Origin of the sequence: Variovorax sp. KBS0712 (genome assembly GCF_006323185.2) — a bacterium.
GTDB classification, from domain to species: Bacteria; Pseudomonadota; Gammaproteobacteria; order Burkholderiales; family Burkholderiaceae_C; genus Variovorax; species Variovorax boronicumulans.
This window is the reverse complement of sequence record NZ_VCCD02000001.1, coordinates 3,087,636-3,111,749: the sequence shown is the minus strand read 5'-3', so window position 1 is coordinate 3,111,749 and position 24,114 is coordinate 3,087,636. Positions and strand designations below refer to the sequence as shown.

Genomic DNA, 24,114 nt, shown 5'->3' with positions numbered 1-24,114 from the left:
CAAGTACAAGAGACAAGACCCAAGCGAGACGGCATGACCACCACGCGGCACAACTCCCTGCACCTGTGGGACGACAGGTTCCTCTACATCACGCCGGCGATCCAGTCGGGGCTCACGGCCCGTTCGTCGGCCACGCTGCTGGCCTCGGTGAGCGGCCATCCCTTCACGCTGGAGGCAGTCGACGGCACGCGCGTGCGCTGCACCGCCGCGCTGGTGGGGCCGCATGTGTCGCGTCGCCTCGACGTCGACGGCTGCGGGCTGCTGTCGCTCAACCTCGACCCGGCCTCCAGCGCCTACCGCATGCTCTCGCGGCACCTGGGCGGCCACGGCATCCAGCCGCTCGACGCGCGCCGTTTCGGCCGCGCGCGCGACGACTTCGAACCGGCGCAGCACGGCGCGCTGTCCGACCGGCGCCTGCAGCTGCTCAGCTCCAGGCTGGTCACCGCGATCACCGAGTGCCCCGAGATCGAAGCCGCCATCGACCCGCGCATCGAGCGCGTGCTGCAGGCCATTCGCACGCATGCGGGGCAGATCCCGCTGCGCGAGCTGTCGGCGCTGGCCTTTCTCTCGCCCGACCGGCTCACGCACCTGTTCGCGCAGCAGGTGGGCGTGTCGATCAAGCGCTACGCGCTGTGGACCAAGGTGCGCCGCACGGTGCAGCAGTTCACCGCGCGCCGCCCGCTGACCGACGTGGCGTTGGTCAGCGGCTTCACCGACGCGGCGCACATGAGCCGCACCTTCCAGCGCTACTTCGGCCTGTCGCCGTCCTTCCTGTCGAACCAGGTGCGCGTGACGGCCGACGAGCAGGCCTCGCACGCGTGGGGGCGCGGGATGGCGCACTGAGTCTTCAGCGGTCTTCAGGCGCGGCGCAGGACAGCGGCTGCGTTCAAGCCGCAGCCGGTCTGCGTGCCTAAGCTGGCGGTGCTCCATCAAGAGAGCGCCCATCCAACTGGAGACAGCATGAGACCTCGGACTTTCCTGCGCGGCGCAACGCCGCGATCACTCTGGCTTGCGCTCGTGGCCGCCGCCGCACTGACCGCCTGCGGTGGCGGCGGAGGCGGTGGCAGCAGCAGCTTCCCCTTCTTCCCCGGCACGGGCGGCAATCCACCCGCAGAGAACAACGCCTACAAGGCCGAGATCCGCCGCACCACGATGGGCGTGCCGCACATCAAGGCCGCCGACTGGCCCGACCTGGGCTACGGCTACGGCTACGCGCAGGCCGAGGACAACCTGTGCACCATGGCCGACTCGTTCCTCACCTACCGCGGCGAGCGCTCGCAGTACTTCGGTGCCGACGCGAAGCTCGTGGCCAGCAGCACCATCGGCCTGCCGAAGAACATCGACGCCGACTTCTTCCACCGCCACGTCATCTCGTCCGACGTGCTGCAGCAGATGATCGGCGCGCAGGCCGACTACATGCAGCGACTGGTGGAGGGCTTCGCCGCCGGCTACAACCGCTACCTGCGCGACGCGAAGGCCGGTGGCAGCGCGCACGCGGCCTGCCGCACCGAAGCCTGGGTGAAGCCGATCACCGCCGAGGACATCTACCGCCGCATGTACGCGACCAACCTGGCGGGCGGCTACAGCAACTTCCTGGCGCACATCGCGAACGCGACCCCGCCCGTGCCCGCGGCGCCGACGAAGGTCGCGGCACGCAGCACCAGCAACAGCAAGAAGAAAGAGCCGCCGCTGCAGCTCGCCGCACGCGATCTCGCCGTGCCCTTGCAGGTCGGCGGCGAGGAGGGCGTGGGCAGCAACATGATCGGCTTCGGCACCGCCGCCACCGGCGACGCGAGCCCGCTGCTGTTCGGCAACCCGCACTGGTACTGGCGCGGGCCCGATCGCTTCTACCAGGCGCAGCTCACCATTCCGGGCAAGCTCAATGTGAGCGGCACCTCGTTCCTGGGCATTCCGGTGACGCTGATCGGCTTCAACGACAACATCGCGTGGAGCCACACGGTCTCGACCGCCAAGCGCTTCGGCTTCTACGAACTGCAGCTGGCCTCGGGCGACCCCACCAGCTACATGCGCGACGGCAACGCGGTGAAGATGCAGGCCCGCGAGATCACCGTGCAGGTGAAGCAGGCCGATGGCAGCGTGGCGCCGGTGACGCGCACGCTCTACAAGTCCGAGTACGGGCCGATCATCAACCTGCAGTACCTCAGCGACAAGCTGCCGCCGTGGACCACCACCATGGCCTACGCGATGCGCGACATCAACGACCAGAACTTCCGCACCTTCCGCAACTGGCTGCGCTGGAGCCAGGCGAAGTCACTCGACGAGTTCATTGCCATCCAGCGCGAAGAAGCCGCCATTCCGTGGGTCAACACCGTGGCCGTGGGCCGGGGCAGCGCCAAGGCCTGGTATGCCGACATCGGCGCGGTGCCCAACGTGTCGGTGGACCAGATGGCGACCTGTTCGAGCAAGAGCCCGATCGGCGGGGCGCTGCAGGCCGCGCCGGCCCTCGCACGCGTGCCGGTGCTCGACGGCTCGCGCAGCGCCTGCGACTGGCAGACCGACCCCGACTCGGCGCAGAAGGGCGCGCTGGGCGCCGCCCGCATGCCCAGCCTGCTGCGCGACGACTACGTGGCCAACATGAACGACAGCTATTGGCTGGCGAACCCGAAGGCGCCACTCACCGGCTTCCCGGAGATCATGGGACCGGCCGGCACCGACCCCGTGAGCTTCCGCACGCGCCTGGGCCATCTGCTCGCGCAGGGCCGCATCGACGGCACCGACAGCCACGGCGCGCGGGGCGCCACGCCCGACAGCGTGAAGCGCATGGTGCTGGACAGCCGCGCGCTGACGGCCGAGCTCTTCAAGATGCAGGCGCTGCCGCTGGTGTGCGCGAAGGCCACCATCAACGTCGCCAGCGATCCGCTGACCAGCGAGGCCATCGGCCGCGACATCGATGTCTCTGCAGCCTGCAGCGCGCTGCAGGACTGGAACGGCACCGGCGTTGCGGGTGCGCGCGGTGCGCATGTGTGGGACGAGTTCTGGAGCCGCGCCTCGCGCATTCCTGCGGCGGACCTGTACAGCGTGGCCTTCAACCCGGCCGACCCGATCCGTACCCCGCGCGACCTGAAGCCTGACGCCGCGCCCGTGCTGCAGCAGGCCTTCGGCGCCGCCGTGGCGCGGGTACAGGCCAGCGGCTTTGCCGAGAACGCGGCGCGCGGCGACTATCTGTTCGCCACCCGCGGCGGTCAGAAGATCCCGCTGTATGGCGGCTGCGGCGGCCCGGGCTACTTCACCATCGCCTGCTCCGAGAACCGGCTCGACAAGGGCGGTTACACGATGGACCTCAACCCGAACGGCAACAGCTACATGCACATCGTGCGTTTCCCCGAGGGCGGCGTGGAGGCCCACACCTTCCTGACGTTCTCGCTGTCGGACGACCCGGGCTCGGCACACAACGCCGACTACACCCGGGCCTACAGCGCGGGGCAGTGGCTGAAGGTGCCGTTCTCCGAAGCGGAGATCAAGGGCGACGCGGCCTACCGCAGCGCCGTCGTCAGCGAATAGCCGACGACGCGGCGGCTCGCTGCGCGAGCCAGTTCCACCCGGCGCCTGCGGCCATGAGCACGCAGGTGCCGAGAAACACGGCGCGCATGCCGATGTGCCCGCCCACGAAGCCGCCCAGCAGCGGGCCCGCCACCTGGCCCGCGTACTGCGCCGACGTCGAGTAGCCCAGCATGTTGCCGGCCACGCGCTCGGGCACGTTGTGGCGGATCACGCTCGCGATGCACGGCAGCAGCCCGCCGAGCGACAACCCCATCAGGAAGCGCAGCACCACCAGCTGCCAGCCCGATGTGACGAAGGCCTGCGGAATCAGCAGCAGCGCCGACACCGCGAGGCAGCCGACGATCACGTTCCAGTGCCCCACGCGGTCGGCCAGCTTGCCCAGCCGCGAGGCCGAGAGGATGCTGCCGAGCGCGGCGGCCGACATCACGAGGCCGGCCATCATCGTCACGCGCTGCGGGTCGTCGAGCAGCGTGGCGACGTAGACCGTGATGATCGGCTCGATCGACATGTTCGCGAGCATCAGCAGCATGCCGGTGAAGAGCATCGCGACCAGCGGGCGCTTGTCGGGCACGGCGGCCCAACCGGTGTCGTCGGACGTGCCGCGTTGCCTCGCGGCGGAAGGTGCCTTCTTCTCTTCACGGATGAGAAAGGCCGTCGCGAGAAAGGCGATGAAGATCATTGCGCCGGCCGCGAAGAAGGTGTTGCGGATGCCGACCAGCGGCGGCAGCACCCCGCCTACCAGCGGCCCCACGAGGTTGCCCGCCATGATGGCCGACGACATCGTGCCCAGCGCCCAGCCGGTGCGGTCCTTGGGCGTCTGCGTGGCGACCAGCACCATCGAGCCCGAGGCGTACCCGCCGAGCAGCCCCGCCAGCAGCCGCAGGCCTACGAGCTGCCACACGTTGGCCGCCAGGCCGATCAGCGCCATCGCCACCGCCATGCCGAGGCTCGCGCGGATCAGCATCGGCTTGCGCCCGTAGCGGTCGGCCAGCCGGCCCCACAGCGGCGCGACCAGCGCGGCGCTCAGGAAAGTGGCGCCATAGGCCGCGCCCGACCACTGCACGATGGCCGCGTGGTCCTTCACGCCAAGCTGCTCGACGTACAGCGGCAGGAAGGGCAGCAGCAGCGTCATCGCGATGATGGTCGTGAAGGAACCGAACATGCAGACGGCGAGGTTGCGCTGCCAGTGTGCGTGGGCGCCCGGTTCGGCTGTGGGGGCGCCTGTTGTCGTTGTCGTCGGGTTGGTCATGGTGGGGAACGCCCATTGTGGGACGACCCGCGCGGGCTGGCGCTTGCCGATTGGTGGGGGCACCCATCGCCGCGCGGGAAGGGGGCGGGCCGTATCCCTCCCGCTGGCACGGTGGGACGGGTTGGTCTAGCCTTGCGTCTGCTACCTCAAACAACCCTCTTTTCAGGACATGGCCATGAAACGCATCGGCATGCTCGTCTTCCCCGGCTTCCAGATCCTCGACCTCGCTGCCATTGCCGCGTTCGAGCTCGCGAACCTCCATGCCGGCAAGCAGGTCTACCAGGTCGAGCTGCTGTCGGAAGAGGGCGGCCCCGTGACCAGCTCGTCGGGCGTGGTCACCGACAGCAAGCGCTTCGGCACGGGAAAGTACGACACGCTGGTGATGAGCGGCGCGCTCTTCATCGCGCCCACGTCCGAGAAGATGTGCCGCTTCCTGCGCGCGGGGCTGCGCAACGCGCGCCGCGTGACCAGCATCTGCACTGGCGCCTTCGGGCTGGCGGCTGCGGGCCTGCTCGACGGACGCCGGGCGACCACGCACTGGTCCTTTGCGGGCGAACTGCAGAAGCGCCATCCCGCCGTCAAGGTGCAGCCCGACCGCATCTTCATCAACGACGGGCCGGTGTGGACCTCGGCCGGCATGACGGCGGGCATCGACCTCGTGCTGGCGCTGGTGGAAGAAGACCTCGGCGTGGAGGCGGCCCGGTTCGCGGCGAGGAAGCTGGTCGTGTACCACCGCCGCGCGGGCGGGCAGTCGCAGCATTCCGCGCTGCTCGAGCTGGCGCCCAAGTCCGACCGCATCCAGAAGGCGCTGGTGCATGCGCGCGCCAACCTGCGCGAGACGCTGTCGGTGGACGAACTGGCCGAGGTCGCGCACCTCAGCCCGCGCCAGTTCAGCCGCGCCTTCAAGGCCGAGACCGGGCAGTCGCCGGCGCATGCGGTCGAGAACCTGCGCGTGGAGGCGGCACGCGCGCTGATCGACGAGGGCAGCCTCGCGCTCGGCGTGGTCGCGCGCGAAACGGGCTTCGGCGACCCCGAGCGCATGCGCCGCGCCTTCCTGCGCACGCTGGGGCATCCGCCGCAGAGCGTGCGTCGCGTGGCCCGTCGGGAGGCCGCGACGGCTTGAGCAGGGTATGTCCTGAAAGGTGGCCTATATGACATTTACGCCATCGCCTTGCAGGAAGAGACTTCTCCTCACGGCCACACACCCGTGGCGACGAAGGAAACTCCATGACTGCAACCCAAGCAAATCCGAACAAGGGCACGGCCCTCATCACCGGCGCGTCGTCGGGCATCGGCGCCGTGTACGCGGACCGTCTCGCGCGGCGCGGCTTCGACCTGATCCTGGTGGCGCGCAACCGCGAGCGCCTCGACGCGCTGGCCGCGAAGCTCTCTGACGAGACCGGGCGCAAGGTCGAGGTTCTCCCGGCCGACCTGTCCGACCGGAAGGACATCGCGTCCGTGGAGGCCGTGCTGCGCACCCGCGGCGACATCACCCTGCTGGTGAACAACGCCGGCTTCGGCGCCGCCGCACCGCTGCTCGGCTCGGACATCGACAAGATGGAGGACATGATCGAGCTCAACGTGAGCGCGCTCACGCGGCTCACCTACGCGGCCGTGCCGGGTTTCGTCGAACGCGGCGGCGGCACGCTGGTGAACATCGCCTCCATCGTGGCGATCTCGCCTGAGACGCTCAACGGCGTGTACGGCGGCACCAAGGCCTTCGTGCTGGCGCTGAGCCAGTCGCTGCAGCACGAGCTGAAGGACAAGGGCGTGCGCGTGCAGGCGGTGCTGCCCGGCGCGACGGCCACCGAGTTCTGGGGCGTCGCGGGCGTGCCGATGGCGCACCTGCCCAAGGAGATCGTGATGACGGCGCAGGACATGGTCGACGCGGCCCTTGCGGGGCTCGACCAGGGCGAGCAGGTCACGATTCCGGCGTTGCCTGATCTGGCCGAGTGGGATGCGTTCGACGCGGCGCGGCGTGCGATGTCGGGCCGGTTGTCCAGCACGGCTCCGGCGGCGCGCTATGGCGCCGGTGCCGCCGCGCTACCGGCATGACGCCTGCGTTCGATGGGTGAGGCCGTCGGTCGTGCACGAAGAAGACGTGCCCCGGGAACTCCGCCAGCCTGGCTTCACTTCAGGGGCGGTCAGAGCGGCCGCACCTGCCATGCGGAGTCCGGTCCGAAAAGCGCCCGGCACTGGGGGCATTCCTCGGAGAAGTACGGAATCTCCGCATTGCACGAGGGGCACACGCCGAGGCGGGTCGCGGGGTCGAAGGTGTCCGGCGCCGGCATGTCGTCGGTGGGGAAGCCCGCGGAAGGAAACGAGAGCGGCGCGGCCGACGCAGGCGGCACGATCGGCGTCAGCAATCTTGCTTTCAGCGCGTCGCGTGTCTGCGCGTCCAGTCCTTCGCTGTCGGCATAGGCGTCCACGACCTTGCGTCGTTTCTCGAGCCATTCCGGCTGGTGCTGGCGCCAGACGGCGAAGGCCTCGGCCAGTGCCATGCGCAGCACGGTCGGCGGCATGCCGCGGTAGAACAGGTGCAGTTCGCCGAGATGCGTGACGAAGGAAATGAAGCTCTGCAGGGTCGGTTGCGTCGTGGCGGAGATGTGTTCCCGGCCCGCCAGGCCTTGCGTGGTCTCGCCCGTTGTCGCGACTTCGCGGTTCTCGATCGTGAGCTCGGCCAGCTCGAAGTAGGGCAAGGGGATCGGATCGCGGTTCTTGGCCTTCACCATCACGCATTTCGTGCCGAAGGCCAGGGTGACGGTCTCGTTGGTGAAGAGGTCGTAGCCCGCCGCGTTGGCGACGATGCATGGCTCGAGCACGGGCGTTCGGGGCAGCGGCGTGAAGTCGAAATGCATGCTGAGGGTCATGGCTGGCAGGGTGTGATGCGGAGGCACGGATCGTAGTGAGTGTGCGGCGTTCCTGGCCGCGGCATCCGATGCGTCTGTTCGGCAGGATGCGTTCGCGTTCTGCGGCGGCCATGGCTGGCGGGAGGCTGCGGCATTAAAATCCGAACCCCGCAGCAGGGCGTCCCGGCCTGCTGCGGGGTTTTGCTTTTCCGGGGCCATGTAGAGGAACACCATGTACAAAAACCTCGCGGGCCGCGCCGTTCTGGCGCTGGCAGCCGCTTGCTTTTTATCTCCCGCCCTGTCCCAGACCGCGCCGCCGAAGCCGCCTCCCGCCAAGGACGCGCTGAAGATCGGCTTTGTCTACGTCACGCCGGTCACCGATGCCGGCTGGGTGCGCCAGCATGAAGAAGGCCGCAAGGCCGTCGAGGCCGCGCTGGGCCCCCGCGTGAACACCGTCTTCGTCGAGAACGTGCCCGAGGGCGCCGACGCCGAGCGCGTGATCCGCGATCTTGCGCAGCAGGGCAGCTAGCTGATCTTCACGCCCAGCTTCGGCTACATGGAGCCGACGCTGAAGGTCGCGAAGGACTTTCCTGGCGTGAAGTTCGAATCGATCACCGGCTACAAGACCGCGCCCAACGTCGCCACCGCCAACGCCCGCTACTACGAGGGCCGCTACCTCGCGGGCATCGCGGCCGGGCGCATGACGAAGACCAACGTGGCCGGCTACGTCGCGGGCTTTCCGATTCCCGAGGTGCTGCAGGGCATCAACGCCTTCACGCTCGGCATGCGCTCGGTGAACCCGAAGGCCAAGGTGATCGTGGTGTGGCTCAACGAGTGGTTCGATCCGCCGAAGGAGCGCGACGCGGCGATGGCGCTGTTCAACCAGAACGCCGACGTGCTCGCCTTCCACACCGGCTCCACCGCCGTGATGGCCGCCGCGCAGGAGCGCGGCAAGATGGCCGTGGCCTACCACTCCGACATGCGCAAGATCGCGCCCGACGCGCAGATCGTCGCGGTCACGCACCAGTGGGGTGGCTACTACACGCAGCGCGCGAAGGCCGTGCTCGACGGCACCTGGAAGAGCGGCAACCTCTGGGGCGGCGTGAAGGAAGGAATGATCCGCGTCGGCGACTTCGGTACCAAGGTGCCCAAGGCCGTGCAAGAAGAGGTGCTGGCGCGGCAGAAGGACATCGCGGCGGGCAAGCTGCAGCCGTTCCGCGCGGCGGCGGCCGATGTGCGCGACAACGAAGGCCGCGTCGCGATCGCCAAGGGCGTGCAGCTGAGCGACGAGCAGATCCTGCAGATGAACTGGCTGGCCGAGGGCGTGCAGGGGCGGGTGACGCGCTGAGCGCGGCCTTTTGCCCCGCCTGAAGAGAGCGTTGCGCGTATAGCACTCATACGCGCAGGGCAATTCCCGCCGTCCGGGGCTGGATTACCCTCCGCATCCACGATGAAAAAAGCCTACCGCGCCTCCCTCCTGCGATTCGACGCCGCCGGCCTGCCTGTCTTCGACGAGGACGGCCTGCTGGTCGTCGCCCCCGACAGCACCGGCCGCCAGCGCGTGCTCGACGCCGGCAGCCATGCCGACGTGTCGCAGCGCCATGCTGGCGCCCACACCACCCACCTGCCGGGCCGCATCCTGGCGCCGGGCTTCGTGGACATGCACGTGCATTACCCGCAGACCGACATCATCGGCGCGCCCGCCGCCGGCCTGCTGCCCTGGCTCGAGAACTACACCTTCCCGGCCGAAAGCAAGTTCGCCGACCCCGCGCACTCGCGCGTGGTGGCCGACGTGTTCTTCGACGAGCTGCTGCGCAACGGCGTGACCACCTCGCTGACCTTCGCGACCTCGCACGTCGCCTCGGTCGACGCCTTCTTCGAGAGCGCACAGCGCCGCCAGCTGCGCATGATCACCGGCAAGGTGCTGCAGGACCGCAACTCGCCCGACGGCGTGCGCGACGACACCGAGCAGAGCCTGGTCGACACCGAGGCGCTGATCCGCAAGTGGCACAACGTCGATCGTCTGGGCTACGCCATCACGCCGCGCTTTGCGCCCACCAGCACCGACGCGCAGATGCGCGGCGCCGGCGAGCTGGCCGCGAAGTACGGCGACACCTGGATCCAGTCGCACGTGGCCGAGAACCGCGACGAGGTGAAGTGGGCGCGCGAGCTGTACCCCAAGTCGCGCTCCTACCTGGACGTGTACGCCGACTTCGGCCTGCTGCGCGAGCGTGCCGTGTACGCCCACTGCATCTACCTGGACGACACCGACCGTGCGCTCATGCACGAGACGAAGACGGCCGCCGCCGTGAGCCCCACGAGCAACCTGTTCCTGGGCAGCGGCTTCTTCGACTTCGGCGCGGCCGACCGCCTCGAGCAACCCTACGGCCTGGCCAGCGACGTGGGCGGCGGCACCAGCTTCAGCCCCTTCCACACCATGCTGGCCGCGTACTACGTGGGCCGCGAGGGCCAGACCAAGACCGGCCTGAGCATCGCGCCCTCGCGGCTGTGGTGGCACCACACCGGCGGCGCGGCGCGTTCGCTGGGGCTGGGCGGCGTGGTCGGCAACCTGCAGCCGGGCTGCGAGGCCGACTTCCTGGTGCTGAACCCGTCCGCCACGCCGCTCCTGGCGCGCAAGACCTCGCTGGCCAACAACCTCGAAGAGCTGCTGTTCGCGATGATCGTGCTGGGCGACGACCGGCTGGTCGAGCGCACGGTGATTTCGCAGGCGGGCTGAGCGGCGCCTGCGGGGGGAGGGCGCGCAGGGCGCCCATGCCACAATTCGGCCCCGATTTCCCCCGCAGCAGCATCAGCGAGCGCATATGAGCATCAAGAGCGACAAATGGATCCGGCGCATGGCCGAGAACGAAGGAATGATCGATCCCTTCGAACCGGGCCAGGTGCGCGAGAACAACGGCCACAAGATCATCAGCTACGGCACCTCGAGCTACGGCTACGACATCCGGTGCGCGCCCGAGTTCAAGGTCTTCACCAACATCCACAGCACGGTGGTCGACCCGAAGAACTTCGACGAGAAGAGCTTCGTCGACATGCACGGCGACTACTGCATCATCCCGCCCAACAGCTTCGCGCTGGCGCGCACCGTGGAGTACTTCCGCATCCCGCGCAACGTGCTGACCATCTGCCTGGGCAAGAGCACGTATGCGCGCTGCGGCATCATCGTCAACGTGACCCCGTTCGAGCCCGAGTGGGAAGGCTACGTGACGCTGGAATTCAGCAACACCACGCCGCTGCCCGCCAAGATCTACGCGGGCGAAGGCTGCGCGCAGGTGCTGTTCTTCGAGAGCGACGAGGTCTGCGAGACCAGCTACAAGGACCGCGGCGGCAAGTACCAGGGCCAGCGCGGCGTCACGCTGCCCAAGACCTGACAGCCTGATACGGGCATCCTGACCGCCGGTTACGTTCCGGGCGGCCGGGCCAAGTACCATCCTGCGACGTGCCGGCAAATACGCCGTTCAGCAAGCCGGCAAGGAGACTGCGATGAGATGGGAAGGCAACGAACAATCCGACAACGTCGAAGACCGCCGTGACGGCGGGGGTGGCGGCGGAGGCGGCGGCTTCATCGGTGGGCGCGGCATCGGCATCGGCACCATCGCGGTCGCGCTCATCGCCGGCTGGATCTTCGGCATCAACCCGCTCACCGTGCTGAGCCTGCTCAGCGGCGGCGGCGACCCGGTCCAGGTGCAGCAACAGCAGCAAGGCCCCGCGCCCAAGCCGCCCACCGGCGACCGCGAGGCGGCCTTCGTCTCCACCGTGTTGAAGAATACCGAGGTGGTCTGGACCGATCTCTTCCGCAAGAGCGGCGGCAGCTACCAGGCGCCCCGGCTCGTGCTGTTCCGCGGTGCCACGCCCACGGCCTGCGGTACCGGGCAATCGGCCATGGGGCCGTTCTACTGCCCGGGCGACAAGAAGGTCTACATCGACCTGGCGTTCTACGACACCCTCAAGAACCAGCTCGGCGCGCCGGGCGAGTTCGCGCAGGCGTACGTCATCGCGCACGAGGTCGGCCACCACGTGCAGGACGAACTCGGCATCACCGCCAAGGTCGACGGCATGCGCGGGCGCCTGAGCCAGTCGCAGAACAACGCCATCAGCGTGCGCGTCGAGCTGCAGGCCGACTGCTTCGCGGGCGTGTGGGCGCACCACTCGCAGGAGTCGAAGAAGTGGCTCGACCCGGGCGACATCGAGGCCGCCATGAACGCCGCGCAGAAGATCGGCGACGACGCCCTGCAGCGTTCCGCGGGCCGCGCCGTGGTGCCCGATAGCTTCACCCACGGCTCCAGTGCACAGCGCCAACGCTGGTTCGGCACGGGCTACCAGACGGGTGAAATGAAGTCCTGCGACACCTTCAACGCGCGCAATCTGTAAAGATTGTCTCCCGAGAGCCCTGATTTCATTGGAGTCTTTGCTATTGAATAAATAGCAATTCGGCCTGCGCGGATGTTGTCGTTTCGTTGTCACTGCCGTTTTTTGCGGCAGTGCGACAATAGAAGGCTCAATGACAATGTCCTTCTCCAATCTTTCGCTGGCAGAACCGCTGGCCCGCGCCGTGGCCGAAATGGGCTACGAGACCATGACGCCCATCCAGGCAGAGGCCATTCCGGTCGTGCTTTCAGGCCAGGACGTGATGGGCGCCGCGCAGACCGGCACCGGCAAGACGGCGGCGTTTTCGCTGCCCTTGCTGCAGCGCATGCTCAAGCACGAAAACGCCTCCACCTCGCCCGCGCGGCATCCGGTGCGTGCGCTGGTGCTGCTGCCCACGCGCGAGCTGGCCGACCAGGTCGCGCAACAGGTCAAGCTGTACGCCAAGTACACCAACCTGCGCAGCACGGTCGTGTTCGGCGGCATCGACATGAAGCCCCAGACGCTGGAGCTGAAGAAGGGCGTCGAAGTGCTCGTGGCCACGCCGGGTCGACTGCTCGATCACATCGAAGCCAAGAACGCCGTGCTCAACCAGGTCGAATACGTCGTGCTCGACGAGGCCGACCGCATGCTCGACATCGGCTTCCTGCCCGACCTGCAGCGCATCCTGAGCTACCTGCCCAAACAGCGCACCACGCTGCTGTTCTCGGCCACCTTCTCGCCCGAGATCAAGCGGCTGGCCAGCAGCTACCTGCAGAACCCGGTGACCATCGAAGTGGCGCGGCCGAACGAAACGGCCTCCACCGTCGAACAGCACTTCTACAGCGTCTCCGACGACGACAAGCGCCGTGCGCTCAAGCAGATCGTCAAGCAGCGCGGCATTACGCAGGCCTTCGTGTTCGTCAACAGCAAGCTCGGCTGCGCGCGCCTCGCACGCTCGCTGGAGCGCGACGGTCTGCGTACCACCGCACTGCACGGCGACAAGAGCCAGGACGAACGCCTGAAGGCGCTCGCCTCGTTCAAGGCCGGCGAAGTCGACCTGCTGGTGTGCACCGACGTCGCGGCTCGCGGCCTCGACATTAAGGACGTGCCCGCCGTCTTCAACTTCGACATCCCGTTCAACGCCGAAGACTACGTGCACCGCATCGGCCGCACGGGCCGTGCCGGCGCCTCCGGCCTGGCCGTGAGCTTCGCCAGCGGCGGCAACGATGCGCGCCTGGTGGCCGACATCGAGAAGCTGATCAAGAAGAAGATCGAGCTCGAGCCCGTCGAGTTCGAAGAAGACCGCCCGCGTGGCCGCATCAACGACGGACGCCGCCACTGGCGCGAAGAAGGCGAAGCCGGCGACGCACGCGACGTGCTCGACCAGCCGCGCGAACGCCGCGAAGCCGACACCCGCCGCAGCATGAGCGGTGGTGGCCGCCCGCACCGTGCGCCGTCCGCGCCGCGCGATCCGTTCTTCGACAAGCCCTACGAATCCGGCGAGCGCGAAGCCGCACCGGCCTGGGAAGCGTCGGCCAAGGCCGCGCCCGCACGCGGCATCTCGAGCAACATCAAGAGCAAGCGCAAGGTCGCGGCACTGTTCAAGGCGGCCGAGCCGGGTTGAGCCGGGGTCGCGCGACAGTGAAAGCAGAAAAGCCGGGCATGCCCGGCTTTTTTTCGTCTGCGCTGCGCGCGCTCAGGCCACGCGGAAGTGATGCGTGCCGTCGCGCCCCAGCTGCTCCACCAACCCGTACTCCCAGTCCAGGTAGCCCTGCATGGCCTCGACGGGCGCGTCGGTGCCTTCGTAGGGCCGGCGGTAGCGGTCGGTGCGGGCGGTGGCCAGGCGGGTCTCGCCGGTCTCGGCCGGCAGCCCGGCGGCGAACCAGGCGGTGTTGCCGCCCGTGAGCACCTGCACTTCCACGTCGCGCTGGCCGCGTGCGTCGAGCAGGGCGCGCAGGTCCGCGGCGGCGTAGCGGGCGAGCAGGCTGCTGCCGCAGGTCAGCACGTAGCGCGGGGCGGACGGAAGGGCCTGGCGGTCGAGCGCCTGGGCGAGCTGCGCACGGATCGCGTACCAGGCGCCGGGAATGTGGCGCTTCACGTAGTTGGCGCTCGTGGTCACGTCGATCACGGCGGTGGCGGGCTGCTGCTTCAGCAGCGCGGCGAGTGCCTCGGGTGTGATCTCGGCGACCGTGGCCGCGACGGGCGGGTAGGCCGATGTCGGCGTGCCGGTCTCGCTGAGCGCGGCGGCCGGCGGCACCGCATCGAGCACGTACACCTCCCAGCCCATCTGCGCGAGCCATGAGGCGCTCATCGATGCGCGCACGCCGTCGTCGTCGGCCAGCACGACGCGTGCGCCGCGCACCGGCACCTGGTGGTCGGTTTCCTGCACGAGCTGCCCGCCGGGCGCGCTCGCGAAGCCGGGCAGGTGGCCGGCGGTGTATTCCTCGGGCGTGCGCACGTCGAAGCGGTACACGGTGCGGCCCGGGGCCTCGAGCGTGCCGAGTGCGTCGAGCGCGATGCGGCGCACGCCCGCGGCATCGGCCACGCGGCGCGCGTCGGCCTGTGCCTGCGCGCGGTTCGCGTCCGTCACCGTGGCCGGTGCCTGCCGGCCGGCGCCGTGGTCGAGCACCTGGCCCGCGAGCTTCCAGCCGATGGTGCCGTTGCGCAGCGCCGCGACCGGGTTCGGGATGCCCGCGTTCACGAGCGACTGCGTGCCGATGATGCTGCGCGTGCGGCCCGCGCAGTTCACGATCACGCGCGTGGCCGCGTCGGGCGCGAGCTCGCGCACGCGCAGCACCAGTTCCGCGCCCGGCACGCTGGTGGCCGAGGGGATGCTCATGGTCTGGTATTCGTCGAAGCGGCGCGCGTCGAGCACGACCACGTCGGCGCGGCTGTCGATGAGCGCCTTCACCTCGGGCGCCGACAGCGACGGCGTGTGCCGCTCGTGCTCGACCAGCTCGCCGAAGGACTTGCTCGGCACGTTCACGTCGCGGAACAACTCGCCGCCCGCTGCGCGCCAGCCCTCGAGGCCGCCGTCGAGCAGGTGCACGTTGGTGTAGCCCAGCGCGGCGAAGGTGCGTGCCGCCAGCGGCGCGAGATCGACACCGTCGTGCGCACCGTACAACACGATGAAGGTGTCGCGTCGCGGAATGCGCCGCCACGCTTCGATCTCGATGCGCGACAGCGGCAGGTTGGCGGCCCACAGCGGATGCTCTTGGGCGAAGGGGTCTTCCTCGCGCAGGTCGAGCAGCGCGGTCTCCTCGCGCGCGATCAGCCGTTCGCGCAGCGCGGCGAAGGGCAGCAGGGGAAAGGAGGCGGTCGTTGTCGTCGTCATGCGGCAGTGTTTCGGAGTTCGGCGGAGCGGTCCCACAGGTTGGGCAGCAGCGTGTTGGAGTAGCCGGAGACGAAGGGCTTGCGCCCGCCTTCGGCCGGGTAGGTGTGGCGGCGCACAGCGCCGATGTTGGCGCCGTACACGTGGATGCTGATCGACACGCGGTCGGCATGCGCGTTGTGCACGCGGTGCAGGTCGCCCACGGTGGGCGACACGGCCTCGACATGCCCCGCGTCGAGCCGCACCGGCTCGCCCCGGGGCCGCGCGGTGCCGTCGGCGTCGAGCGCATAAGGCTGGCTGTACTCGGCGCCGCGCAGCATGCCGATGAGGCCCCACACCGTGTGGTCGTGGATCGGCGTGGCCTGGCCCGGTCCCCAGACGAAACTCACGACCGAGAAGCGCTCGGTGCTGTCGGCGTGCAGCAGGAACTGCTGGTAGTAGGTCGGGTCGGCCACGGCGAAGGCGTCGGGCAGCCAGTCGTCCCGCGCCACCAGCGTGCGCAGCAGCGCGCTGCCTTCGGACAGGATGCGCGGCTCGTCGGGCCGGCTGTCGAGCAGCCGGCCGAAGGCGCCGACGAAATCGCGCAGCGGAGCAATCATGCGGGGCGTTTCCAGAGTTGGGTGTCGGTGATCGCGCGCACATCCACGCGTGTGGGAAGGATACCGTCACGCGCCGAGCGGTCTGCCACAGTTTGTAGCGCGGCGATGTCGGCCTCGCTCACGGGCCGCCCTGCCACCGAGGCGCGCGCCGTGATGAGGCGCGCCGACGCGATCGGCAGCCGCGTGAGCTGGCTGTAGGCCTGCGCATAGGCCTCGGGGTTGGCCAGCGCCCAGTCGCCCGCGCGGGCGAGCCGGTCGAGAAACTGCACGATGGCCGCGCGCTTGGCCGCATCGGCCAGCGAATGCTCGCTCGCGGTGATGAAGCCCAGCGCCGTGTTGATGCCGCGCCCGTCGCGCAGGATGCGCCCGCCCTGCTGCAGCGCGATGGCGTAGTAGGGATCGAAGATGGCCCAGGCGTCGATCTGCCTGGAGGCAAACGCGGCCGCCGCGTCGGTGGGCAGCACGAACTTCACCGTGACCTCGTCGCGCCGCACGCCGGCCTCTTCGAGCGCGCCGTAGAGCTGGTACTGCGAGATGCTGCCGCGCGCCGACGAGACGATCACCGTCTGGCCGCGCAGGTCGGCCACGCGGCGCAGCGGCGAGTCGGGCTGCACCACGATGCCCAGCGACTCGGCCTTGCCCACGCGCGTGGCGACGATCTTCAGCGGCGTCTTGCCGACGGCCGCCGCGAGCACGGGCAGGTCGCCGGCCATCGCGGTGTCGACGGCGGCGCTGCGCTGCGCCTCGAACAGCGGCGCGGCGCCCTGGAAGTTGGCCCAGCGGTAGGCGAAGGGCGCGTCGTCGAGGGCCTTGGAGGCCTCGAACAGCGAGCGCAGGCCGCCGGCCTGGTCGCCGAGCACCAGCGTGGCCTGGGGTTGCGCCACCGCGCGCAGCGGGCCGGCCACGGCCAGCGACAGCGCGGCGCCTTGCGCGAGCCAGGTGCGGCGAGAAATTGGCAGCGCGCTCATGCGGCACCTCCCGATGCCTGCAACGCACGCTGGCCCGCCGCGACCAGGATCGCGTCGTTCTGCGGCGTGTGGATGCGGCTGCACAGCACGTCGCGGTAGTGGCGTTCAAGCGGGTTCTGTCGCGTGAGGCCGTGGTTGCCGCTCAGCTGCAGCGTCAGCTCGACCACGCGGATGGCGTGCGTGGTCACGGTGTGCTTGAGCAGGCCGCTGTCGGTCGCGTGCGGTGTGTGGCCGCTGTCGACCGCGGCCGCCGCGTCGTCGAGCAGCACGCGGTTGGTGCGCAGCAGCGCTTCGATTTCGCCCACCTGCTCCTGCACGCGCGGCAGGCTGGCCAGCGGCGCGCCCAGGCTGCCGGGCGCGCGCCGGTTCAAAAAGTCGACCAGCCAGTCGCGCGCGGCGCGCGCCACGGCGTCGTAGAGGCTGCCCAGCAGCACGACCATCCAGGCCTGCTGCGCCGCATGGGCGTCGATGTCGGTCTGGCTGCCGGCGCCGGGCGCCCAGTCGGCGGGCGCGCGCAGGTCGACGGCGTGGTCGGCGGCGATGGCGACGTCTTCGAACACCACCTCGTGGCTGCCCGAGGCGCGCAGGCCCAGGTGGTCCCAGCTCGCGATCACGCGGATGCCGGGCGCGTCGCGCGGCACCAGGAACACGCCGGTGCGTGGTGCGGGCTCGTCGGTGCGGGCCCAGACCGCGAGCCACGACAGGCCCTCGATGCCGGTCGTGTAGAGCTTGTGGCCGTCGATGCGCCAGCCCTCGGGCGCGCGCCGCGCCACGGTGCCGGGCAGGCCGCCGCGCGCGGGCGAGCCCAGCGCGGGCTCCACGCGCAGCGCGTTGATGAGCGCGCCGTGCACCACCGCGTCGCGTGCCACGCGCTCGCGCAGGTGCGCGGGCCAGCGGCTCTCGCGGCGCGCGAGCGCCTGGTGCTGCAGGTAGGTCATGGTGAGGATCAGCGCGGTGGCGGGTTCGCCGCGCGCCACCGCCGCGATCACGCGGCGCGCCGCGGCCAGCGTGGCGCCGCCGCCGCCGTATGCGGCGGGCGCGACGAGGCCGACCAGGCCGTGCGCCTGCAGCGACTCGAAGTTCTGGCGCGGAAAGGCGCCGCTGCGGTCGTGGTCTTCGGCCGTGGCCGCGAACTGCGCCGACAGGCGGGCCAGCACGCTGAGGTCGACGGAGGGCGGGGTGTCTGTTTCGGGAACGGCCGGCGCGCGGCGCAAGGGGAGTGCACTCATGGTGCCCGCACGGTAAAGGCCCGCTGCCAGCGCGCGAAGGATGCATCGCGCATATCCAAATTCGTTTTTCTGCGTTCGTTTTCGGGGCCTGCCTCGGTACGGTCTCGCTTCTCCTCGTGAGTGAGTGAAGAAGAAAGAACACAAGGCATGACACCCGATTTCCCGCTGGACCGACGCCGCCTGCTGCAGGCCGCCGCCGCATGGGGCGTGGCGGCTTCGGGCGTGGCGCAGGCCGCCGCGCCCTCGCGCGACCTGTCGGGCGTGACCCTGCGCGTGGGCACCTACAAGGGCCTGTGGCGGCCGCTGCTCACGGCCTCGGGCCAGGCCGACACGCCCTACAAGATCGACTGGCGAGAGCTCAACAACGGCGTGCTGCACATCGAGGCCATCAACGGCGACGCGCTCGACCTGGGCTCGGGCAGCGAGATTCCGCCGGTGTTCGCGGCGCGGCAGAAGTCGAGCGTGCGGCTCGTGGCCGTGACGCACGAAGACCTCAACAACCAGGCCACGCTGGCGCGCAAGGACTCGGCCATCCGCAGCATCGCCGACCTCAAGGGCAAGCGCGTGGGCTACGTGCGCGCCACTACCTCGCACTACTACCTGGCCAAGCAGCTGGCCGAGGCGGGCCTGTCGTTCGCCGACATCCAGCCCGTGAGCCTCACGCCGGCCGACGGGCTTTCGGCCTTTGCGCGCGGCGACCTCGATGCCTGGGCCATCTACGGCTACAACGGCCAGCTCGCGCGCACCCAGTACGGCGCGCGCACGCTCAAGACCGGCGTGGGCTACCTGTCGGGCAACTTCCCCATCTACGCCAACCCGCGCGCGCTCGACGACACGCTGCGCCGCGCGGCGCTGGGCGACCTGCTGCAGCGCCTGCAGCGCGCGTTCGCCTGGATCAACGGCAACTTCCTGGCCTACGCCCGCGCGCAGTCGGCCGAGACGCGCGTGCCCGTGGGCGACCTGGTCGAGCTGTTCAACGGCCGCAGCGGCGACTACAGCCTGGGCCCCGTCACCGACGCCGTGGTGCGCAGCCACCAGGACGTGGCCGACACCTTCCAGAAGATCGGCGTGCTCGACGGCCCGGCCGATGTGAAGCCGCTGTGGGACCGCCGCTTCGAAAACCTCCTGCGACTTCCTGCCGCCTGACCCCTTCATTCCATCCGCATCCACGAGGACACCATGAGCCAGAACGACGTTGAATTCATCGGCATGATCCAGGGCCAGAAGGTCTCGGAGATCCACGCCGCCAAGGGCCCGGCCATCGACCGCGACTACGTGCGCGCCTTCGCGCAGGCGCACGAAAACGCCGGCTTCGACCGCGTGCTGGTGCCGCACCATTCCACCAGCCCCGACGCCACGCTCACCGTGGCCTATGCGGCCTCGGTGACCGAGCGCATCCACTTCATGCTCGCGCACCGCCCAGGCTTCGTGGCGCCCACGCTCGCGGCGCGCCAGTTCGCCTCGCTCGACCAGTTCAGCGGCGGCCGGCTGGGTGTGCACTACATCTCGGGCGGCTCCGACGAGGAGCAGAAGCGCGACGGCGACTGGCTCGACCACGACCAGCGCTATGCCCGCACCGACGAATACCTCGAGGTGCTGCACAAGGTGTGGACGGCCGAGAAGCCCTTCGACCACGAAGGCGCGCACTACCGCTTCCAGAACGCGTTCTCCGAAGTGAAGCCGGTGCAGACCCGCCACGGCAAGCCGCACGTGCCCGTGTACTTCGGCGGCGCGTCGGAGGCGGCGATTCCGGTCGCGGGCAAGTACGCCGACGTGTACGCGCTGTGGGGCGAATCGCTCGACCAGGCGCGCGAGCTCACGACGCGCGTGCGCGCCGAGGCCGCCAAGCATGGGCGCAGCGTGCGCTTCTCGGTGTCGTTCCGCCCGATCCTGGCGGACACCGAAGAGGCCGCCTGGGCGCGCGCCGAGAACATCCTGGCGGAGACGAAGCGCCTGCGCGTGGTGCAGGGCTACAACCGCGGCGGCCCGCAACAGAGCGAAGGCGCCAAGCGCCTGCTGGCCGCGGCCGAGAAGGGCTCGCGCCTGGACAAGCGCCTGTGGACCGCGGTCGCGCAGGAGATCGGTGGGCGCTCCAACAGCACCGCGCTGGTCGGTACGCCCGAGCAGGTGGCCGACGCGCTGCTCGACTACTACGACCTGGGCGTGACCACCTTCCTGATCCGTGGCTTCGATCCGCTCGAAGACGCGACCGACTACGGCCGCGCGCTGATTCCGCGCACGCGTGAACTCGTCGCGCAGCGCCTGCAGTCGCAGCGCAAGGCGGCCTGAGCCATGAGCGCCGTCCTGTCCATCGACCGCAGCGCGGCCCAGCCGCTGAAGCTGCACGCGAACCCGCAGCAGAAGCACTGGTTCGACCCCATCCCGCCGCGCCCCACCGTGCAGGCCGAGCGCCGCCACCGGCAGGAGCGCCTGGCGGGCGCCTTCCGCCTGTTCGCGCGCTTCGGTTTCGCGCAGGGCCTGGCCGGCCACATCACGGCGCGCGACCCCGAGCTGACCGATCACTTCTGGGTCAACCCGCTGGGCGTGCACTTCTCGCGCATCAAGGTGTCCGACCTGCTGCTGGTCAATTCGAAGGGCGAAACGGTCGTCGGCGACCGGCCGCTCAACAAGGCCGCCTTCGCCATCCACGCCGCGATCCACGAGCACAACCCGAACATCGTGGCCGCCGCCCACACGCACTCGACCTACGGCAAGGCCTGGTCCACGCTGGGCCGCAAGCTCGACACGCTCACGCAGGATGCCTGCGTGTTCCACGACGACGTGGCGCTGTTCGACGACTTCACCGGCATGGTGGTCGACACCAGCGAGGGCGATCGCATCGCCCGCGCGCTGGGCGACAAGAAAGGCGCGATCCTCAAGAACCACGGCATCCTGACGGCTGGCCCCACCGTGGAGGCCGCCGCGTGGTGGTACATCGCGCTGGACAACGCTTGCCACACGCAATTGCTGGCCGAGGCGGCAGGCACGCCGCAGCCGATCGACGAGGCCACCGCGCGCCACACGCACGGCCAGATCGGCGGGCCCGAAGGCGCGATCCATTCCTTCGACAGCCTGTACGAAGGCCTGGTCGAGGCCGAACCCGAACTCCTGCTTTGACGATGACGACGAACCCCCGGAGCCTTTCCCCGATGAACGCATCCCTTTCCCGCCGCAGCGTGCTGCGCACCGGCGCCGCTGCCGCCGTGGTCGCCTCGGGCGGCCTCATTGCCTCGCAGGCCTTCTCGCAGCAGGCGCGCAAGCTCACCTTTGCCTGGAACGCCGCCGCGTTCTGCCTCTCGCCCGTGGTGGTGGCGCAGGAGCGCGGCTACTTCGAGCGCAACGGCCTGCAGGTGGACCTCATCAACTACACGGGCTCGACCGACCAGCTGCTCGAGTCGCTCGCCACCGCCAAGGCCGACGCGGCCGTGGGCATGATCCACCGCTGGCTCAAGCCGCTCGAATCGGGCTTCGACGTGAAGATCGTCGGCAGCTCGCACGGCGGCTGCGTGCGCCTGGTGGGCGCCAAGGACGCGGGCGCCACCAGCCTGGCCAGCCTCAAGGGCAAGATCATCGGCGTGTCGGACATCGCGAGCCCGGGCAAGAACTTCTTCTCGATCCTGCTCGCGAAGAACGGCATCGACGCCGACCGCGACGTGACCTGGCGCCAGTACCCGGCCGACCTGCTCGACATCGCGGTGAAGAAGGGCGAGATCCACGCCATTGCCGACGGCGACCCTAACGTGTACCTGATCGAGAAGCGCAACCAGGGCACCTTCGTCGAGCTCGCGAGCAACCTCTCGGGCGAGTACAAGGACAAGGTCTGCTGCATCGTCGGCGCGCGCGGCGAGCTGGTGCGCAAGGACAAGGCGACCGTTGCCTCGCTGGTGCGCGCCATCGCGCAGGCCTCCGACTACGTGGCCGAGAACCCGAACGAGTCGGCCAAGCTCTTCGCCAAGTACTCGCCCAAGGTGCCGGTCGAAGACCTGCGCGCGCTGCTGGGCACACTCACGCACAACCACCACCCGCTGGGCCGCAAGCTGCGCGACGAGGTGGAGTTCTACGCGCGCGACTTCCGCGGCGTCGGCGTGCTCAAGAAGACCACCGACCCGGTGCGCTTCGCGGAGCACGTGTCTTTCGATCCGCTGGCATGAGCGCCGTCATCGACCGGGTGCTGGAAGCACCGCCGGCGCCGGGCAGTTGGCGCCGCCCCGGCATCGAGAAGGCCGCGCCGGCCGCCGTGTTCGCGCGCCCCGCCGAAGGCTTCTGGCGCACCGGCGCGCTCGCGAGCGCGGGCTGGGTCGCGCTGGGCCTGCTCACCGTCTACTGGCCCAACAAGGCCGTGGGCTTCAGCGACTGGGCCTACACCGACGAATTCGGCATCGCCGCCATCGCCATCGGCGCGCTGCTGCTGCTCGTGGCGCTGCTCGGCACGCGCGCGGGCCGCGTGGCGCGCACGCTGCGCCCGGCCGGGCCGTGGCTGGTCGCGCTGCCGGTGCTGTTTGCCCTTTGGGAGATCACCACTGCCAAGCTCGCGCTGCTGCCCACGCCGTTCTTCGCGCCGCCGCAGAGCCTCATCGAAACCTACATCGACGACTGGCGCCGCCTCGGCGAAAGCCTGGCGCATTCGGCGCGGTTGCTCGCCCACGGCTTCGTGCTGGGCGCGCTGGCGGGCTTTCTCACGGGCGTGACCATCGGCTGGTCGCGCATCGCGGGCTACTGGGTGCATCCGGTGCTGCGCTTCGTGGGGCCGGTGCCTGCTTCGGCGCTGCTGCCGCTGGCGTTCTTCTTCTTTCCGTCGAGCTACGCGGCGGCCGTGTTCCTCATCGCGCTGGCCACGGGCTTTCCGGTGGCGGTGCTGACGTGGTCGGGCGTGGCGGGCGTCAACCGCAACTACTACGACGTGGCGCGCACCATGGGCGCGAGCGAGCGTTTCCTGGTGCTGCGCGTGGCCATTCCTGCCGCGCTGCCGCAGGTGTTCGTGGGCCTGTTCATGGGCCTGGGCGCCGCCTTCTCGGTGCTGGTGACGGCCGAGATGATGGGCGTGAAGGCCGGGCTGGGCTTCTATCTGTCGTGGGCGCAGGGCTGGGCCTCGTACTCGAACATGTACGCGGCGCTGATCGTCATGGCGCTGCTGTGCTCGGGCCTGATCACGCTGCTGTTCAAGGTACGCGACCGTGTGCTGTCGTGGCAGAAGGGGACCGTGAAATGGTAGCCACCGCTGAAGCCAACGTGCGCCAGGCCGGCGCGCAGATCGACATCCAGGGCGTGAGCCACTGGTTCGATGTGCCGGCCGGGCCGCTGCAGGTGCTCGACGACGTCGACCTCACGGTGAAGCCCGGCGAGTTCGTCGCGCTGCTCGGGCCGAGCGGCTGCGGCAAGTCGACGCTGCTGCGCCTCGTGGCTGGGCTGGAGCCCGCCACGGCCGGTCGCATCACGCAAGACGGCGCGCCCATCACGCGGCCCGACCCGTCGCGCATCGTCGTTTTCCAGGACCCGACGCTCTACCCCTGGCGCAGCGTGTGGGACAACGTGGCGCTCGGCCTGCAGGCGCGCGGCGTGCTCAAGGCACAGCGCGGGCGCGTCGACGAGGCGCTGAAGCTCGTCGGCCTCACCGACTTCGCCAAGGCCTTTCCGCACCAGCTCTCGGGCGGCATGGCGCAGCGCGTGGCGCTGGCGCGTGCGCTGGTCAACGACCCGCAACTGCTGGTGCTCGACGAGCCGCTGGGCAAGCTCGACTCGCTCACGCGCATCGCGATGCAGAGCGAGCTGGTCAACCTGTGGCAGCGCGCGGGCTTCTCGGCGCTGCTGGTGACGCACGACGTGGAAGAGGCGCTGTTCCTTGCCAACCGCGTGATCGTGCTGAGCGACCGGCCGGCGCGCATCGCGGCGGAGCTCGTGGTCGACCTGCCGTATCCGCGGCATCGCGGCCACGCGCGTCTGGCTGAACTGCGCCACGAAGCGCTGCGCCACCTGGGGCTCGACGCCACCTGGTAGATGTAGCT

General features: G+C 69.7%; 20 protein-coding genes and 1 pseudogene. 15 read left to right on the top strand and 6 right to left on the bottom strand.

Translation table 11 applies throughout. The annotated features are described in order from the left end of the window. Positions 1–33: 33 nt before the first annotated feature. The gene (locus FFI97_RS14420) at positions 34–843 is read left to right on the top strand and encodes a helix-turn-helix domain-containing protein (protein WP_095744210.1); all 810 of its coding nucleotides are present in this window, start codon (positions 34–36) and stop codon (positions 841–843) included. 117 nt (positions 844–960) lie between these two features. Continuing rightward, positions 961–3,522, top strand: coding sequence for a penicillin acylase family protein (locus FFI97_RS14415; RefSeq protein WP_139701966.1), 2,562 nt, complete (start codon positions 961–963; stop codon positions 3,520–3,522). On the opposite strand, the gene FFI97_RS14410 is transcribed toward FFI97_RS14415, so the two are convergent. Next, positions 3,512–4,684 carry an MFS transporter gene (locus FFI97_RS14410; protein ID WP_260684998.1) on the bottom strand — a complete coding sequence of 391 codons (1,173 nt, stop codon included), beginning with the start codon at positions 4,682–4,684 and terminating at the stop codon, positions 3,512–3,514. The genes FFI97_RS14415 and FFI97_RS14410 overlap by 11 nt on opposite strands. Positions 4,685–4,946: 262 nt before the next feature. Here FFI97_RS14410 and FFI97_RS14405 point away from each other — a divergent pair, with 262 nt between their 5' ends. Then, entirely contained in the window at positions 4,947–5,894 is a 948-nt protein-coding gene (locus FFI97_RS14405; RefSeq protein WP_139701964.1) for a GlxA family transcriptional regulator, read from the top strand. A 104-nt stretch (positions 5,895–5,998) separates the two neighbouring features. Next, positions 5,999–6,826, top strand: coding sequence for an SDR family NAD(P)-dependent oxidoreductase (locus tag FFI97_RS14400; RefSeq protein WP_139701963.1), 828 nt, complete (start codon positions 5,999–6,001; stop codon positions 6,824–6,826). An 89-nt stretch (positions 6,827–6,915) separates the two neighbouring features. Here FFI97_RS14400 and FFI97_RS14395 read toward each other — a convergent pair whose 3' ends face one another. Next, positions 6,916–7,854: a hypothetical protein gene (locus FFI97_RS14395; protein ID WP_139701962.1), complete on the bottom strand. Its 939-nt coding sequence runs from the start codon at positions 7,852–7,854 to the stop codon at positions 6,916–6,918. Between FFI97_RS14395 and FFI97_RS14390 the strand changes: the two are divergent. The 5 genes and pseudogenes from FFI97_RS14390 (at position 7,853) to FFI97_RS14370 (ending at position 13,609) form a co-directional block, all read left to right on the top strand. Beyond that, positions 7,853–8,968, top strand: a pseudogene (locus tag FFI97_RS14390) (BMP family ABC transporter substrate-binding protein). The gene FFI97_RS14395 and the pseudogene FFI97_RS14390 overlap by 2 nt on opposite strands. Before the next feature lie 102 nt (positions 8,969–9,070). Then, entirely contained in the window at positions 9,071–10,357 is a 1,287-nt protein-coding gene (gene guaD, locus FFI97_RS14385; protein WP_139701961.1) for a guanine deaminase, read from the top strand. 85 nt (positions 10,358–10,442) lie between these two features. Then, positions 10,443–11,009: a dCTP deaminase gene (gene dcd / locus FFI97_RS14380; protein WP_099795730.1), complete on the top strand. Its 567-nt coding sequence runs from the start codon at positions 10,443–10,445 to the stop codon at positions 11,007–11,009. A gap of 112 nt (positions 11,010–11,121) precedes the next feature. Further along, positions 11,122–12,009 carry a neutral zinc metallopeptidase gene (locus tag FFI97_RS14375; protein WP_095946773.1) on the top strand — a complete coding sequence of 296 codons (888 nt, stop codon included), beginning with the start codon at positions 11,122–11,124 and terminating at the stop codon, positions 12,007–12,009. A gap of 130 nt (positions 12,010–12,139) precedes the next feature. Continuing rightward, positions 12,140–13,609 (top strand): DEAD/DEAH box helicase, encoded by a 1,470-nt coding sequence (locus FFI97_RS14370; protein WP_139701960.1) that lies wholly within the window; start codon positions 12,140–12,142, stop codon positions 13,607–13,609. A 72-nt stretch (positions 13,610–13,681) separates the two neighbouring features. On the opposite strand, the gene FFI97_RS14365 is transcribed toward FFI97_RS14370, so the two are convergent. Genes FFI97_RS14365 through FFI97_RS14350 form a run of 4 tightly spaced genes read right to left on the bottom strand, consistent with a single transcriptional unit; the run spans position 13,682 to position 18,112 of the window. Then, a complete protein-coding gene (locus FFI97_RS14365; RefSeq protein WP_139701959.1) occupies positions 13,682–15,319 on the bottom strand; it encodes a rhodanese-related sulfurtransferase in 1,638 nt (545 codons plus the stop codon). Next, positions 15,316–15,915: a cysteine dioxygenase gene (locus FFI97_RS14360; RefSeq protein WP_139701958.1), complete on the bottom strand. Its 600-nt coding sequence runs from the start codon at positions 15,913–15,915 to the stop codon at positions 15,316–15,318. Before FFI97_RS14360 ends, FFI97_RS14365 begins: the two co-directional genes overlap by 4 nt. Next, positions 15,912–16,883, bottom strand: a complete 972-nt coding sequence (locus FFI97_RS14355; protein ID WP_139701957.1) for an ABC transporter substrate-binding protein — start codon at positions 16,881–16,883, stop codon at positions 15,912–15,914. Before FFI97_RS14355 ends, FFI97_RS14360 begins: the two co-directional genes overlap by 4 nt. Next, positions 16,880–18,112: an acyl-CoA dehydrogenase family protein gene (locus tag FFI97_RS14350; RefSeq protein WP_139701956.1), complete on the bottom strand. Its 1,233-nt coding sequence runs from the start codon at positions 18,110–18,112 to the stop codon at positions 16,880–16,882. Before FFI97_RS14350 ends, FFI97_RS14355 begins: the two co-directional genes overlap by 4 nt. A gap of 147 nt (positions 18,113–18,259) precedes the next feature. Here FFI97_RS14350 and FFI97_RS14345 point away from each other — a divergent pair, with 147 nt between their 5' ends. The 6 genes from FFI97_RS14345 to FFI97_RS14320 are packed head-to-tail and all read left to right on the top strand — an operon-like array spanning position 18,260 to position 24,106. Next, a complete protein-coding gene (locus FFI97_RS14345) occupies positions 18,260–19,258 on the top strand; it encodes an ABC transporter substrate-binding protein (protein ID WP_062482537.1) in 999 nt (332 codons plus the stop codon). A 33-nt stretch (positions 19,259–19,291) separates the two neighbouring features. Next, positions 19,292–20,401 carry an LLM class flavin-dependent oxidoreductase gene (locus FFI97_RS14340; protein WP_062482534.1) on the top strand — a complete coding sequence of 370 codons (1,110 nt, stop codon included), beginning with the start codon at positions 19,292–19,294 and terminating at the stop codon, positions 20,399–20,401. Positions 20,402–20,404: 3 nt separating this feature from the next. Continuing rightward, positions 20,405–21,229, top strand: a complete 825-nt coding sequence (locus FFI97_RS14335) for a class II aldolase/adducin family protein (RefSeq protein WP_139701955.1) — start codon at positions 20,405–20,407, stop codon at positions 21,227–21,229. A 32-nt stretch (positions 21,230–21,261) separates the two neighbouring features. Next, positions 21,262–22,263 carry an ABC transporter substrate-binding protein gene (locus FFI97_RS14330; protein ID WP_062482528.1) on the top strand — a complete coding sequence of 334 codons (1,002 nt, stop codon included), beginning with the start codon at positions 21,262–21,264 and terminating at the stop codon, positions 22,261–22,263. Then, positions 22,260–23,324 (top strand): ABC transporter permease, encoded by a 1,065-nt coding sequence (locus FFI97_RS14325; RefSeq protein ID WP_139701954.1) that lies wholly within the window; start codon positions 22,260–22,262, stop codon positions 23,322–23,324. The genes FFI97_RS14330 and FFI97_RS14325 overlap by 4 nt, the downstream gene beginning before the upstream one ends. After that, on the top strand, positions 23,318–24,106 hold the full coding sequence (locus tag FFI97_RS14320; RefSeq protein WP_139701953.1) for an ABC transporter ATP-binding protein: 789 nt from the start codon (positions 23,318–23,320) through the stop codon (positions 24,104–24,106). Before FFI97_RS14325 ends, FFI97_RS14320 begins: the two co-directional genes overlap by 7 nt. The last annotated feature ends 8 nt before the right edge of the window (positions 24,107–24,114 follow it).